Annotated in this window: 14 protein-coding genes and 1 tRNA gene; 8 read left to right on the top strand and 7 right to left on the bottom strand. The window is 71.2% G+C overall.

Annotation, left to right across the window (positions count from 1 at the left end; genetic code table 11):
- Positions 1-152: 152 nt before the first annotated feature.
- Both DXZ73_RS18135 and DXZ73_RS38205 read right to left on the bottom strand, forming a co-directional pair.
- Positions 153-758: a hypothetical protein gene (locus DXZ73_RS18135; protein WP_116212041.1), complete on the bottom strand. Its 606-nt coding sequence runs from the start codon at positions 756-758 to the stop codon at positions 153-155.
- Positions 759-988: 230 nt separating this feature from the next.
- Positions 989-1,159 (bottom strand): hypothetical protein, encoded by a 171-nt coding sequence (locus DXZ73_RS38205; RefSeq protein WP_162890241.1) that lies wholly within the window; start codon positions 1,157-1,159, stop codon positions 989-991.
- Between the two features lie 369 nt (positions 1,160-1,528).
- Here DXZ73_RS38205 and DXZ73_RS38200 point away from each other — a divergent pair, with 369 nt between their 5' ends.
- The gene (locus DXZ73_RS38200) at positions 1,529-1,759 is read left to right on the top strand and encodes a hypothetical protein (RefSeq protein ID WP_162890240.1); all 231 of its coding nucleotides are present in this window, start codon (positions 1,529-1,531) and stop codon (positions 1,757-1,759) included.
- Here DXZ73_RS38200 and DXZ73_RS18125 read toward each other — a convergent pair whose 3' ends face one another.
- From DXZ73_RS18125 to DXZ73_RS18115, 3 genes are all read right to left on the bottom strand, one after another.
- On the bottom strand, positions 1,760-2,083 hold the full coding sequence (locus DXZ73_RS18125) for a DUF4190 domain-containing protein (protein ID WP_162890239.1): 324 nt from the start codon (positions 2,081-2,083) through the stop codon (positions 1,760-1,762).
- Positions 2,084-2,163: 80 nt separating this feature from the next.
- Positions 2,164-2,235 (bottom strand) — tRNA-Cys (locus DXZ73_RS18120).
- Positions 2,236-2,313: 78 nt separating this feature from the next.
- The gene (locus tag DXZ73_RS18115) at positions 2,314-3,186 is read right to left on the bottom strand and encodes an alpha/beta fold hydrolase (RefSeq protein WP_116212039.1); all 873 of its coding nucleotides are present in this window, start codon (positions 3,184-3,186) and stop codon (positions 2,314-2,316) included.
- Between the two features lie 88 nt (positions 3,187-3,274).
- On the opposite strand from DXZ73_RS18115, the gene DXZ73_RS18110 reads away from it, so the two are divergent.
- The 3 genes from DXZ73_RS18110 to DXZ73_RS18100 all read left to right on the top strand — a co-directional run bounded on the left by DXZ73_RS18110 (position 3,275) and on the right by DXZ73_RS18100 (position 5,986).
- Entirely contained in the window at positions 3,275-4,180 is a 906-nt protein-coding gene (locus DXZ73_RS18110; RefSeq protein ID WP_116212038.1) for a LysR family transcriptional regulator, read from the top strand.
- 211 nt (positions 4,181-4,391) lie between these two features.
- On the top strand, positions 4,392-4,946 hold the full coding sequence (locus DXZ73_RS18105) for a cysteine dioxygenase family protein (RefSeq protein ID WP_116212037.1): 555 nt from the start codon (positions 4,392-4,394) through the stop codon (positions 4,944-4,946).
- On the top strand, positions 4,946-5,986 hold the full coding sequence (locus DXZ73_RS18100) for a YeiH family protein (protein ID WP_116212036.1): 1,041 nt from the start codon (positions 4,946-4,948) through the stop codon (positions 5,984-5,986). The genes DXZ73_RS18105 and DXZ73_RS18100 overlap by 1 nt, the downstream gene beginning before the upstream one ends.
- A gap of 89 nt (positions 5,987-6,075) precedes the next feature.
- Here DXZ73_RS18100 and DXZ73_RS38195 read toward each other — a convergent pair whose 3' ends face one another.
- Positions 6,076-6,423, bottom strand: coding sequence for a hypothetical protein (locus DXZ73_RS38195; RefSeq protein ID WP_162890238.1), 348 nt, complete (start codon positions 6,421-6,423; stop codon positions 6,076-6,078).
- Between the two features lie 487 nt (positions 6,424-6,910).
- Here DXZ73_RS38195 and DXZ73_RS18090 point away from each other — a divergent pair, with 487 nt between their 5' ends.
- The 4 genes from DXZ73_RS18090 (at position 6,911) to DXZ73_RS18075 (ending at position 12,342) form a co-directional block, all read left to right on the top strand.
- Positions 6,911-8,362 (top strand): MFS transporter, encoded by a 1,452-nt coding sequence (locus tag DXZ73_RS18090; protein ID WP_116212035.1) that lies wholly within the window; start codon positions 6,911-6,913, stop codon positions 8,360-8,362.
- Between the two features lie 134 nt (positions 8,363-8,496).
- On the top strand, positions 8,497-10,284 hold the full coding sequence (locus tag DXZ73_RS18085) for a DEAD/DEAH box helicase (protein ID WP_116212034.1): 1,788 nt from the start codon (positions 8,497-8,499) through the stop codon (positions 10,282-10,284).
- Positions 10,285-10,743: 459 nt separating this feature from the next.
- Positions 10,744-11,385: an IclR family transcriptional regulator gene (locus DXZ73_RS18080; protein WP_116212033.1), complete on the top strand. Its 642-nt coding sequence runs from the start codon at positions 10,744-10,746 to the stop codon at positions 11,383-11,385.
- Between the two features lie 162 nt (positions 11,386-11,547).
- Entirely contained in the window at positions 11,548-12,342 is a 795-nt protein-coding gene (locus tag DXZ73_RS18075) for a YlbL family protein (RefSeq protein WP_116212032.1), read from the top strand.
- Positions 12,343-12,516: 174 nt separating this feature from the next.
- On the opposite strand, the gene DXZ73_RS18070 is transcribed toward DXZ73_RS18075, so the two are convergent.
- Positions 12,517-13,407 (bottom strand): glycine betaine ABC transporter substrate-binding protein, encoded by an 891-nt coding sequence (locus DXZ73_RS18070; protein ID WP_116215680.1) that lies wholly within the window; start codon positions 13,405-13,407, stop codon positions 12,517-12,519.
- Between the last annotated feature and the right edge of the window lie 33 nt (positions 13,408-13,440).

Below are 13,440 nucleotides of genomic sequence, written 5' to 3'. Positions count from 1 at the left end.
CGGCAGGTTAATGGCTCCGGCGAGGCGCGGGGCCGACGACGCTGCTGCGCCGCCGAGTTTCTGTGCGATCGTTGCGGACTTGCGGGCCTGGACCCGCAGGATGCTGTCTCTTCCCGTGGTCAGGCCCCAGAGGGCGGGCTCGTGCTATCCGTTCAGGAGCGGTGCTCCGGTACGGAACGATGGCGAATGCAGCCGCCGTCGGTCGTGAGTCTCATGCCAACGGAGTACGGGTCAGGGGCGAGGGTGATGGCGATGCCGTCCGGGTCGGTGGTCTTGATACCGGACAGGCCCTCGTTGGGGCCGAAGTCCTGGGCTGTCGTATCGCGTACCTTCCAGCCGCGGTCCTTCCAGACGGCTCGAAGTTCCTTCAACTGTGTCAGGTAGGCGGCCCGGCCGGAGAACGAGAGAGACCACTCGTAGGTGGGACGATTGCGAGTGACGCCATTGCCGTCGAAGCCGATCTCATCCACGCACGAGGTGCTGAGAATCGCGCTGAAAGATTCGGGATCCCCTACCCCGGAGCGTAGTTGGCCCACCTCACGCTTGCCGGCTTGTCGCGTCCGGACGTCGCGCTTGAGGTACTCGTCAGCGGTGTGTATGGGGCCGCCCGCCATGCCCTGGTAAAAATCGTGGACAGAAACGGCGCCCCATCCGATCAAGGCGAGCGAAACCAGGCCGATGGCCCAGCGGCGCACGATGACACGGCGGCTCGCTCCCTTGCTCGCGGCGGGCTCTGCTGCCGGCTGAGTTGTCTCCATATGGAGATTCCATCCGATGCGTCCTCGCGACAGCAGGGATCAGCTGCTCATCCGTGTGAGTAGCCGTACTCAGGCCTGTCTCCTTGCGTACGCGAGGACAGAGCCAACTGCCAGAGCCAGCCCCAGGGGACCGATTCCCAACTGCACCAGAATCTAGAGCACTTCGGCACCGTTTGCCGTACTGAGGATCGCCCCGGCCAGTCCGCCTGTGGCCGCCGTGACCCCCAGGATCAAGGTTCGGTGCCCCAGGAGGAGCGAGTCACCAGATTGGGGGCGAGCGCGGTGTCCGTGGTGGTCGCGCCTCGTTGGGTGATCTCCCCGACCGCGACAAGCAGGACACCCGGAGGTTCGAACGCGATGAAGGAGATGACGTACCGCTCCGGCGCGCACGTAGTCGACACCGACAGCGGAAGGGTCGGTGAACTCGTGGCTGGTGACGGCCCCGCCGTACGGCTTCGCCCGCCCGGCGGGGGAGGGGAATGGCTCGCTCGCGCGGACGCGTTGCGGCTCGCTCGCGCCGATGAGTTGAAGCAGTTTCGTGGGGAGAGCGCGTCGTACTGATTCCACCGCTCATGCCTCCGGCGGGCGGGCCGCCCGCAACACCCCTTAAGGCCGAACCCTCTTGCCCCCGATGTGTCGAGTGGTTCGCGGCCCTCAAGTCCGCGTGGCGGCACGGCGACGCCGACGGAGGCGCGGCCGCCCGGCGGGAGATCGTCGCGCACTTCGATGCGGCACACATCACGTAGTGGACGCGTGGGACGCTTGTCGCCATGGATGAGCAGTCATGGCGCCCCCACGCGCTGCCCGGCGAGCCGTATCACACGACCGACACGTGCAGCGGGTGCGGATCGGTCGTGCAGGGCATCCATGGTCGGTGGACCTGTCCCAACTGCGGTGCGTGCAGCCCCTATCAGGAGCCGCCCGAGGGCTGGGCCACAGAGATCACGGCGGAGGAGCTGGCCACCAATACGGTGGGCTACGACGCTCCGCCCTCGCCGTAGTCAGGACGTCGGATAGGCGTCGTGCAGTCCCTTGATCAGCCACACCAGGAAGCCGAGTGTCGGGATCGTGATCACGGCGCCGAGAACAAGACCGACACGCGCCATGCGGCCGTTGCTCGCCTCGCCGCGCTTCGCCCTGCCGACGCCGACCGCACCGCAGATGATCGCGGCGATGCCGACCGGGACGGAGAGGAAGATTCCCCAGACCGTGCACGTGAGCAGGAGGGACGTCAGGCTGAGGACCAGGGCCGCCGTCCCGGCGCCGTCGCGGTCGTGCGGGCTGGGCAGGCTCTGGTGGGCGGGGAACATGGCTCGCTTCGTCATGTCCGGACCGTACGGCCGCACGAGGGCGGCGGGCATCCGGTCGGATACCCATGCGCATCACGCGCGGATACTCATTTGAGAGGCCGTGACCGGAATCGAACCGGCGTAACTCGCTTTGCAGGCGAGTCCCTCAACCACTCGGGCACACGGCCGTGTTGTGTGCTTGCTCCTTGAGCGTAAGGGGGTGGCCGAGAGGGAGCAATGGGTGCAATGCGACTGACACAACCCGTTCATCCGGCGTCGGAAGCCAGGAATTCCTCCACCAGTGGGCGGAAGAGATCCGGCTCGTCCACCCACGGATAGTGGCCGACCTCGTGCAGCGGGCGCAGGACCGCCTCGGGGAAGGAGGTCGCGACGAGTTCGCCCGCGCGCATGCCCGTGATCGCGTCGCGGTCGCCGGTGATGACCAGCACCGGGCAGCGTACGTCGCGGAGGCCGTGGAGCAGGGCGAGGCGGGACGGTTCGTCGACGCCCTGCCAGAAGCCGGCGCGGGGGACCGGGCCCAGCTGGTCGCCCTCCGCGGCGGCGTGCGCGCGCTGGGGCGCGTCCCAGCGGCCGTACGCCATGGGGGCCGCGCGCCGTAGCAGGTCGCGGACCTGGTCCATGTCGGTGGCCGTGGGGAGCGTGTGCACGGCGACGTACGCGTCCGTCCACCAGTCCTCCGTGGCGCGGGACTCGAAGATCTGCTCGGCGTCGTCCGGGAGCTCGCCCTGGAGCCGGGAGCCGGGGGTGACCAGGATCAGGTGGCCGAGCCGGTCGGCGTGGGTCGCCGCGTACGCCTGGGCGGTCGCGCACGCGGCGTCGTGGGCGAGGAGGGCGAACCGCTCCAGGCCGAGGTGGCGGCGGAGCGCCTCCAGGTCCTCGGCGAGCGCGGGGAAGGCGTAGCCGCCCGGGTCGGGGGAGGGCGGTGAGGAGCCGGTGCCGCGGCTGTCGGGGACGACGAGGGTGTGGCGGGCGTCGAGGCCGCCGAGATCGCCGAGGTACGCGGCGTCCCGCCCCGGCCCGCCGGCCAGGCAGACGATGGTCTCCCCGCCGGCCCCGCCCTTCGCTTCCAGCACGCGGTACGCCAGCTCTGTCGAGTCATACGAGGTGTAATGCCGCACAGGACCACCTTGCCCCAATAGTCCGTCGATCCAGAAGTGACTCCCCGCCCACTCCCCTGCTCCCCCAAATTCCGCTTATGATTCGCGTGTGTTCGACACCCGGCACATCAAGACGTTCCACGCGGTGGTCACGGCCGGGTCGTACTCCGCGGCCGCTCGCGCGCTCGGTTATACGCAGCCCGCGATCACCCAGCAGATCAAGGCGCTGGAGCGCGCGGTGGGGACCCCGCTCTTCGTGCGGGTCGGCCGCCGGATGCGGCTCACGGACGCCGGTGAGGCGCTCACCCGGCACGCGGAGACGATCCTCGACAGCCTGACGGCGGCACAGCAGCAGATGAGTTCGCTGACCCGGCTGCGGGCCGGGCGGGTGCGGGTCTGCGCGTTTCCCAGCGCGAGCGCCACCCTGATCCCGGAGGCGATGGCCCGGCTCGCGGCCGACCACCCGGGTGTCCGGGTCGAGCTGCTGGAGGGCGAGCCGCCCGACTCGATCCGCCGCCTCGTGCGCGGGGAGTGCGACATCACGCTCGCCTTCACCTACCCCGGCCTGCACGAGCAGGTGCCGGACGAGGTGGTCGAGATACGGCTGATGGAGGATCAGCTGACGGTCCTGATGCCCACCGGGCACCCGCTCGCCCGCCGCCGCGCGGTCAAGCTCGCGGACCTGGCGGAGGAGCGCTGGATCGCCGGCTGCCTGCGCTGCCGCACGAACTTTCTGCACGAGTGCGCGGAGCTGGGCTTCGCCCCCGACATCGCCTTCACCACCGACGACAATCTTGTCGTGCAGTCGCTGGTCGCCGAGGGGCTGGGCGTCGCCATGATGCCGGGTCTTGTGCTGTCCTTTCTTCGCCACGACAAGATCACTGGGCGGGCGCTGGATCCGGCGTCGCGGCGGCAGGTGTCGGCGTATGTGCTTCGCGAGCATCTGCGCATCCCTGCGACGGTTCTTGTCCTGGACGAGCTCAAGGCTGTGGCGGCGCGGCGGGTCGGGTGCTGATCCCTTTGGCCGGGCGTCCGGCTGCGCGCCTGCGGCGGGCTTTTCCCCCACCCCGCCCCTTCCCGAAACTGGGGGCAAGCCCCCAGACCCCCGAAGCACGCTTCGCGCGCTGTCCTCAAACGCCGGACGGGCTGGGTCCATAAGCCCGCTTTTACCTCCCGTCAAGAAACTGTCGTTGGACTGATGGATCACCGCGCCCGACGCTGCAGGCATGACCACACCCACCGCAGCCCCGACGACCGCGCGGATCGACCAGCTCGTCGACGACGTACGCGAGGCCGTCGGCCGCGGCCTGCCGCCCGACACGACGGCATACCTCGTCGGCGAGCGGCTCGCGGCCCACCTCGGCTCCTTCGATCTGCTCACCCCCGAGCAGCGCGAGGGCGACCCCGACCGCTACCGGCAGCACATCCTGCACGCGGAGCACGACGGCAGCTTCTCGATCGTCGCGCTCGTCTGGCTGCCCGGCCAGGAGACGTGTATCCACGACCATGTGTCGTGGTGCGTCACGGGAGTTCACGAGGGGACGGAGAGCGAACGCCGCTACCGCCTCGTGCCCGACGGCACCACGGCCCGCCTCGTGGCGACCGAGGACGTGGTCAACGCCCAGGGCGACGTCTGCGGCTTCGCGCCGCCGGGCGACATCCACCGGGTGCGCAACGCCTGTTCGTCCACCGCCATCTCGATCCACGTCTACGGCGCGGACGTCTCCCGCCTCGGCAGCAGCGTCCGCCGCGTCTACGACCTGCCGGCCGACGAACTCTGATGGCCCTGATCTCTCCCCGTACGAAGCCGTCCGCACCACAGGCCTCCGCCGCCACGCGGAGCAAGCTGCCCGGGCTCGCCATGGCCGCCGCCGGTGTCGCGGTCGCCTGGGGCGTCCACCGGCTCGTACCCGCGGTCCCCATGCTCACCGCCGCCGTCGTGCTCGGCATCGCGGCCGCGCACATCCCCGGCGTACGGGACCGGGTCCGCGGCGCGGGCCGGCCCGGGCTGACGCTGGCGGGCAAGCGGCTGATGCGTGTCGGCATCGTGCTGCTCGGCCTCAAGCTGAGCGTCGGCGACGTGCTCGGGCTCGGCTGGGCCACCGTCGCGATGGTGGTCGCCGTCGTGGCGGCCACGTTCTTCGGGACGCTGTGGCTCGGGCGGCGGCTGGGGCTGCGCGGCGACCAGCCGCTGCTGATCGCCACCGGCTACTCCATCTGCGGCGCCTCCGCGATCGGCGCCGTCAGCGAGGTGTCCGGCAGCGACGAGGAGGACGTGGCGACCTCGGTCGCGCTGGTGACGCTGTGCGGCACGCTCGCCATCGCCGTACTGCCGCTGCTCCACCACCCGCTCGGCCTGGACGACGCGCAGTTCGGGCGCTGGGTCGGCGCGGGGGTGCACGACGTCGGGCAGGTCGTGGCGACCGCGCAGACCGCGGGTCCCGAGGCGCTCGCCGACGCCGTCCTGGTCAAGCTGATGCGGGTGGCGCTGCTCGCGCCGCTCGTCGCGGCGGTCGCGGTGTCCGTACGGAAGCGGCGGCAGGCGGCGCCTTCGGACAAGCGGCCCGCGCTCGTGCCCCTTTTCGTCCTCGGCTTCCTCGCCATGGTCGGCGTGCGCACCACCGGCTGGGTGCCGGGCGGGGCGCTCGGCCTCGCGCAGCACGCTCAGGAACTGCTGCTCGCGGCCGCCCTGTTCGGGCTCGGCAGCGCGGTGCACCTGCCCACGCTGGTGCGGACCGGCGGGCGGGTCGCGGCGCTGGGGCTGTGCTCGTGGGTGGTGATCGCGGGGGCGTCGTACGGGGGAGTGCTGCTCACCACATGACGCCTCGGAGACGCACGTGACGCCTCGGGGACGACGGGAAAGCGGGACCTGGCCGTACGGCCAGGTCCCGCCGCGTTCGCCCGACGCGCCTACGAGCCGGAGCGCTCGGACATTTCGGTGATCTTGTTGTCCGGGCCCACGGCCACCTCGTAGTAGTTCTGGCCGGCGCAGTGCTCGGTGCTCTTCTGCTTCGACTGCCCGCTGTCGTACTGCTTGTGGTCCGGGTCCGCGCACTCCTTGACGTGACCGATGCCCGAGAGGGTCTTGTCGGTGTTGGTCGCCGGGCGGACCTCGGGGCCGTTCTCGCCGAGGACGGTGACCTTGGAGCCGGGGTCGAAGGAGTAGGTCTTCAGCGGGCCTTCGGGGTGGTAGAAGGCGCCTTCGTTCATCTCCGTGTTGCAGGAGACCTTGGCGTCCCGCGCGACGACGTTGGCCATCGCGCCCTCGACGTTGTGGACCCAGATGAGCTTGTGGCTCTTGGGCAGCGGCCCGCAGGGGTCCTTGGACTTGCCGCCGTCCGCGGGTCTGCCGCCGTCCGCCGGCTTGGCGGCGGGGCTCTGTGCGGCGGACGTGGCCGGGGACGAGGACGAACCGGAGGACGCCTTGCCGCCCCCGTCGTCCGGCCCGCAGGCGGTCAGGGCGAGTGCGCCGGAGACGACCAGCGCGGCGGCGATTGCATGCCGAATGGAAATGGTGTTTCCCCCATGTGCTGCGCCCGGCCCGACGGCCGGACGGTGGATCCGAGTCGGCCCGCCGGGCGCGCGGCGCCGCGGGCGGTGACCAGGCCGAATTGTATGGCATGAGCATGACGAGTTCAGATCGCCGAGACCATGATCGTCGGGTGTCGAAACTAGGACCGAAGACCGAGCGGATCTGGTTCCCGCGACAGGCGTCAATTCGCGTTTCGGTTCTTACGCTGAACCAATGACCGCCGCCGAATCCCCTGACGCGATGAGCACAGCCGACTCCATATCCGTCTCCGTACCCGCCGAGATATCCAACGACAGCGCGCAGGACGCGGACGCGGCGCAAGGCGTCCTCGGACGCTCCTACCGGGCGCTGACGTTCGGCATCATCTCCGTCGTCTCCCTCATCGCCTTCGAGGCGAGCGCGGTCACCACCGCGATGCCCGTCGCGGCCCGGGCCCTCGACGGCATCGGGCTCTACGCCTTCTCCTTCTCCGCCTTCTTCACCGCGAGCCTGTTCGCGATGACCCTCTCGGGGGAGTGGTGCGACCGGGCGGGCCCGCTGGCACCCCTGTTCACGGGGATCGCCGCCTTCGGCACCGGACTCGTCGTCGCGGGCTCGGCCCAGCAGATGTGGATGTTCGTGGCGGGCCGCGGCATCCAGGGCATCGGCGGCGGCCTGGTCATCGTCGCGCTGTACGTCGTGGTCGGGCGCGCCTACCCGGAGCGGCTGCGGCCCTCGATCGTGGCCGCCTTCTCCGCCGCCTGGGTGGTGCCCGTGATCGTCGGCCCGCTGGTGTCGGGCACGGTGACCGAGCAGATCGGCTGGCGCTGGGTGTTCCTGTCCATCCCCGTGCTGATCCTGCTGCCGCTCGCCGTGATGCTGCCCGCACTGCGCCAGCTCCCCGCAGGGGAGCGCACCGAGGGCATGGACCGGCGCCGCATCCTCCTCGCCCTCGCCGTCGCGGCGGGTGCCGGACTGCTCCAGTACGCCGGGCAGGACCTGCGCTGGGTATCCCTCGTCCCGGCCGCCGCCGGACTCGGCCTCCTCGCCCCCGCCGTCCTGCGGCTGCTGCCGAAGGGCACCTTCCGCGCGGGCCGCGGGCTGCCGTCCGTCGTCCTGCTGCGCGGCATCGCGGCGGGCGCCTTCCTCGGCACGGAGAGCTTCATCCCGCTGATGCTGGTGACCGACCGCGGCCTGTCCGCCACGACGGCCGGGCTCTCCCTCACCGGCGGCGGCCTGACCTGGGCGCTCGGCTCGTACACCATGAGCCGCCCGCGCCTTACGCCCCACCGCGAACGGCTGATGGGGCTCGGCATGCTCCTCATAGCCGTCGCCATCGCCCTGGTCCCGACCGCGCTGATCGGCGGCGTGCCCGCGTGGATCGTCGCCGTCGCGTGGACCGTCGGCGGCTACGGCATGGGGCTCACGATCTCCGGCGGCAGCGTGCTGCTGCTCAAGCTCTCCCACCCCGGCGAGGAGGGATCCGACGCGGCCTCCCTCCAGATCTCCGACGCGCTCGGCAACATCACCCTCGTCGGCGCTGGCGGCGTCCTCTTCGCCGCCCTCGGCGGCGGCGCGGACGGCGCGGCCGCGCCGGGGGCCGCCTTCGCCGTGGTCTTCCTCACCATGGCGGCGGTCGCCCTCGTCGGCGCGTACGTGACGACGCGGCTGCGGCCCCGGGGGTAGCGGGCCTCCCGGGGGAGAGCGGACTGTGACCTCGATCCCACCGCCGGGTGAGGGCGGGCCGTCCCTCCCGGGTTCCGCCGCCGACGCGGGTAGGCTGACGCGGTTGCCGATCGCCGAGCCAGCCGACGGAGACCGTGACTACCACCACCGCCAACCACCACCTCTCGCCCGCCTTCCCCGGCCGGGCGCCTTGGGGTACCGCGAACAAGCTGCGCGCCTGGCAGGAGGGCGCGATGGGGAAGTACGTACAGGAACAGCCCCGCGACTTCCTCGCCGTCGCCACCCCCGGCGCCGGCAAGACCACCTTCGCGCTCACCCTCGCCTCCTGGCTGCTGCACCACCACGTGGTGCAGCAGGTGACCGTCGTGGCCCCCACCGAGCACCTCAAGAAGCAGTGGGCGGAGGCCGCGGCCCGCATAGGCATCAAGCTCGACCCCGAGTACAGCGCCGGCCCCCTCGGCCGGGAGTACCACGGCGTCGCCGTCACCTACGCCGGTGTGGGCGTGCGGCCCATGCTCCACCGCAACCGCTGCGAGCAGCGCAAGACCCTCGTCATCCTCGACGAGATCCACCACGCCGGTGACTCCAAGTCCTGGGGCGAGGCGTGCATGGAGGCGTTCGAGCCCGCGACCCGGCGCCTCGCGCTGACCGGCACGCCCTTCCGCTCGGACACCAACCCCATCCCCTTCGTCACCTACGAAGAGGGCAACGACGGCATCCGCCGCTCCGCCGCCGACTACACCTACGGCTACGGCAACGCCCTCGCCGACGGCGTCGTCCGGCCGGTCATCTTCCTCTCCTACAGCGGCAACATGCGCTGGCGGACCAAGGCGGGCGACGAGCTGGAGGCGCGCCTCGGCGAGCCCATGACCAAGGACGCCGTCTCGCAGGCCTGGCGCACGGCCCTGGACCCGCGCGGCGACTGGATGCCGAACGTGCTGCGCGCCGCCGACCGCCGCCTCACCGAGGTCCGCAAGGCCATACCGGACGCGGGCGCCCTCGTCATCGCCTCCGACCAGGAGTCGGCCCGCGCCTACGCCAAGCTCATCCGCGAGATCACCGGCGAGGGCGCGACGCTCGTGCTCTCCGACGACAGCGGCGCCTCGCAGCGCATCGACGACTTCTCGCACTCCGACTCCCGCTGGATGGTCGCCGTCCGCATGGTGTCCGAGGGCGTGGACGTGCCCCGCCTCGCGGTCGGCGTCTACGCGACGACGATCTCCACCCCGCTGTTCTTCGCCCAGGCCGTCGGGCGCTTCGTGCGCTCCCGGCGGCGCGGCGAGACCGCGTCCGTCTTCGTGCCGACCATCCCCACGCTGCTGACCTTCGCCAACGAGATGGAGGTCGAGCGCGACCACGTCCTCGACAAGCCGAAGAAGGACGGCGAGGAGGACCCGTACGCCGAGTCCGAGAAGGAAATGGCCGAGGCCGAGCGGCAGCAGGACGAGGACACCGGCGAGGACGACCAGCTGTCCTTCGAGGCGCTCGAATCCGACGCCGTCTTCGACCGGGTGCTCTACGACGGCGCCGAGTTCGGCATGCAGGCGCACGCGGGCAGCGAGGAGGAGCAGGACTACCTGGGCATCCCCGGACTGCTCGAACCCGACCAGGTGCAGATGCTCCTGCAGAAGCGCCAGGCCCGGCAGATCGCGCACAGCCGCAAGCGGCCGGACACCGAGGCGGACCTCCTCGAACTCCCCGCCGAGCGGCGGCCGGTGGTCACCCACAAGGAACTCCTCGAACTGCGCAAGCAGCTCAACTCCCTTGTCGGCGCGTACGTCCACCAGAGCGGCAAGCCGCACGGCGTGATCCACACGGAACTCCGCCGCGTCTGCGGCGGCCCACCGAGCGCGGAGGCGACGGCGGGCCAGCTGAGCGAACGCATCCGCAAGGTCCGCGAGTGGGCGACCCGGATGCAGTAGGGGTTGGTCCGTTTCCGGGTGCCCCGCCGTTGCCTCCCCCAGACTCCGTCCGGGGGTGCCCCCGGCGGCGGGAGCGGCCTGCGGCCGCGTCCTCAAACGCCGGACGGGCTGAATTCAGCGGCAGAGCCCCGGTGTCGGGAAGGGGCGGGGCTGGGGAAAAGCCCGCCGCAGGCGCGGACGGCCCGCAGCCGACGACGCACGCGCGTCCGCATGCCGGAATCCACCCACCGGTATTCGTAAATCCGGCCCACCGTGACCGGATGTTGGGCAGACTCTTCCGCTGAGCGGACCGGCGGCGCTACGGTGCCGGTCACGCACACGCCCCGTGGCAGCGCCGCCGCGGAGCGCAGCCGGTGCCATGCGACAAGCGGCCGGCGGCCTCTCCTCGCGCGCTGCCGGACGGGACCGGCAGCGCATCCCACCGCGATGAGGGCCGCCACTCATCGGAGGAGGGGCGTCGTGACCGCGGAAACCTCGCAGACGCTCGACAGAGGACTGCGTGTCCTGAAACTGCTCGCCGACACCGATCACGGTCTGACCGTCACCGAGCTCTCCACCAAGCTCGGCGTCAACCGGACGGTTGTCTATCGACTGCTCGCCACACTGGAACAGCACGCACTCGTACGCCGCGACATCGGCGGTCGCGCACGGGTCGGACTGGGGGTGCTGCGGCTCGGCCGCCAGGTCCATCCGCTGGTACGGGAGGCGGCCCTGCCCGCGCTGCGGTCGCTGGCCGAGGACATCGGCGCCACGGCCCACCTGACCCTGGTCGACGGCACCGAGGCCCTGGCCGTGGCCGTCGTCGAGCCGACGTGGACGGACTACCACGTGGCCTACCGCGCGGGTTTCCGCCACCCGCTGGACCGCGGGGCCGCGGGCCGGGCCATACTCGCCGCGCGCCGCGGCGAGGCGGACGACCCGGGGTACGCGCTGACGCACGGCGAGCTGGAGGCGGGGGCGAGCGGGGCGGCGGCGCCGCTGCTCGGCGTTCTCGGCATCGAGGGGAGCGTCGGCGTGGTGATGCTCTCCGACTCGATCCCGGACCGGGTGGGCCCGCGCGTCATGGAGGCGGCGAAGGAGGTGGCGGACGCGCTGCGCTGATCCTCGGTCGCCGGACGGGACGACGGGCCGCAGGGTGACGAGCACGTGCGGCAAATCCAGCCCGTCCGGCGCTTGAGGACACCGCGCGTCAGCGCGGTTCGGGGTCCGGGGCGGAGTCCCGGGTCGGTGAGCGGCACCCGGACGCCAGGTAGATTCGGTCGCATGCTTGCTCCGACCAGCACCCGCGCACGCCTGGCGATCTGCGCCGCACCCTTCGTCGCCCTGCTCGCCGTCGCCGCGTTCGTACCCCTGCCCTTCGCCATCGCGCAGCCCGGTACGACCGTGAATGTGCTGGGGACGGACGAGGGCAAGCCGGTGATCACCCTCGGCGGGGCCGAGAGCCGGCGGACCACCGGGCAGCTGCGGATGACCACGATCCAGGCCACTGGACCGCGCGTGGACGTGAGCCTGCGCGAGGTGATCAGTGGCTGGTTCCGTACGGACCGCGCGGTCATGCCGCACGACTCCGTCTACCCGGTCGGCAACTCCGACAAGGAGGTCGAGGCGCACAACAACGCCGAGATGCGCAAGTCGCAGGACGCCGCCTCCGAAGCGGCCCTGCGCTATCTCCACAAGTCCCCCGACCAGGTGAAGGTCGGCCTCAGCCTCGCCGACATCGGCGGCCCGAGCGCCGGCCTGCTCTTCACCCTCGGCATCATCGACAAGCTCGACGGCGACGGGCGCGGCGGCGACCTCACCGGTGGCCGGACGATCGCGGGCACCGGCACGATCGAACCGGACGGGACGGTGGGCGCGGTCGGGGGTGTCCCCCTGAAGACGCTGGCGGCGAAGCGGGACGGGGCGACGGTGTTCCTGGTGCCGCGGGGTGAGTGCTCGGACGCGTCGGCGAATCTGCCGAAGGGGTTGCGGCTGGTGCCGGTGGAACGGCTGACGGATGCGGTGACGTCGTTGAAGGACTTGGCGTCCGGCCGCGAGGACAAGATCCCCACCTGCTGAGGCGCCTGCGGCAGGCCCTTTTCCCCACCCCGCCCCTTCCCGAACTGGGGCTTCGCCCCAGACCCCGAAGCGGCTGCGCCGCTTGTCCTCAATCGCCGGACGGGCTGAATTCAGCCCGTCCGGCGATTGAGGACGCGGCCGTAGGCCGCTCCCGCCGCAGGCGGCAGCGGACCGTCACCCATTCCGGATGAAACCCTCGCTCACCAGCCAGTCCTTCGCCACGTCATGCGGGTCCTTGCCCTCCACATCCACCCGGGCATTGAGCTCGCGCGCCACATCGTTCGTCAGCTTCGCCGTGATCGGGTCCAGCACCTCCCTGATCGCCGGATACTTCCGCATCGCGGCACCGTTGATCTCCGGCGCCGCGTTGTAGTTGGGGAAGAAGTGCTTGTCGTCCTGGGTGACGACGAGGTCCATGGCCTTGATCCGGCCGTCCGTCGTGAAGACCTCGCCGAACGTGCAGGACCCGCCGCCCGAGACCTGGGTGTAGATGATCCCGCCGTCCATCTTCTGGATCCGGGAGGCGGGGATGTCCATGCCGTACCTCTTCGCCATCCCCGGCAGCCCGTCGTTGCGCGCCGCGAACTCGCTCTCCACGCACAGCGACACGGCCGCCGGGTCGCTCTTCGAGAGCCGGGCGACGTCCGAGAGGGTGCGCGTGCCGTACCGCTTCTCGTTCGCCTGGTTCAGCGCCAGCGCGTAGGTGTTGTTGAGCGCGGCGGGGGCGAGCCAGGTGATGCCGTTCTTCGCGTCGGCGTCCACGACGGCCTGCCACTGGGCGTGCGGGTCGGTGATCGGGGTGTCGTGGCCGAGGTAGGTGATCCAGGCCGTGCCGGTGTACTCGTACATCCCGTCCGCGCCACCGGACTTGACCGCCTCGCGCGCGCCGATCGAGCCCTGGATGTTGGTGCGGTCGAGGACGCGCGCGCCCGCCGCCTTGAAGGCGAGGCCCATGATCTGGCCGAGGATGATGTTCTCGCTGAAGTTCTTCGACGCGACGGTCAGGTTCGCGCCCTTGAGCGGCAGGCCCCGGCCGATCGAGCCGGGCCGCACGTCGTCGACCATCGGGGAGCCGCTGGTCAGCCCGCAGCCGCCGAG

It is taken from the genome of Streptoverticillium olivoreticuli subsp. olivoreticuli (assembly GCF_003391135.1).
Lineage (GTDB): Bacteria > Actinomycetota > Actinomycetes > Streptomycetales > Streptomycetaceae > Streptomyces > Streptomyces blastmyceticus.
The sequence above is the reverse complement of the archived record's forward strand: the minus strand, read 5'-3'. Positions and strand labels throughout refer to the sequence as shown.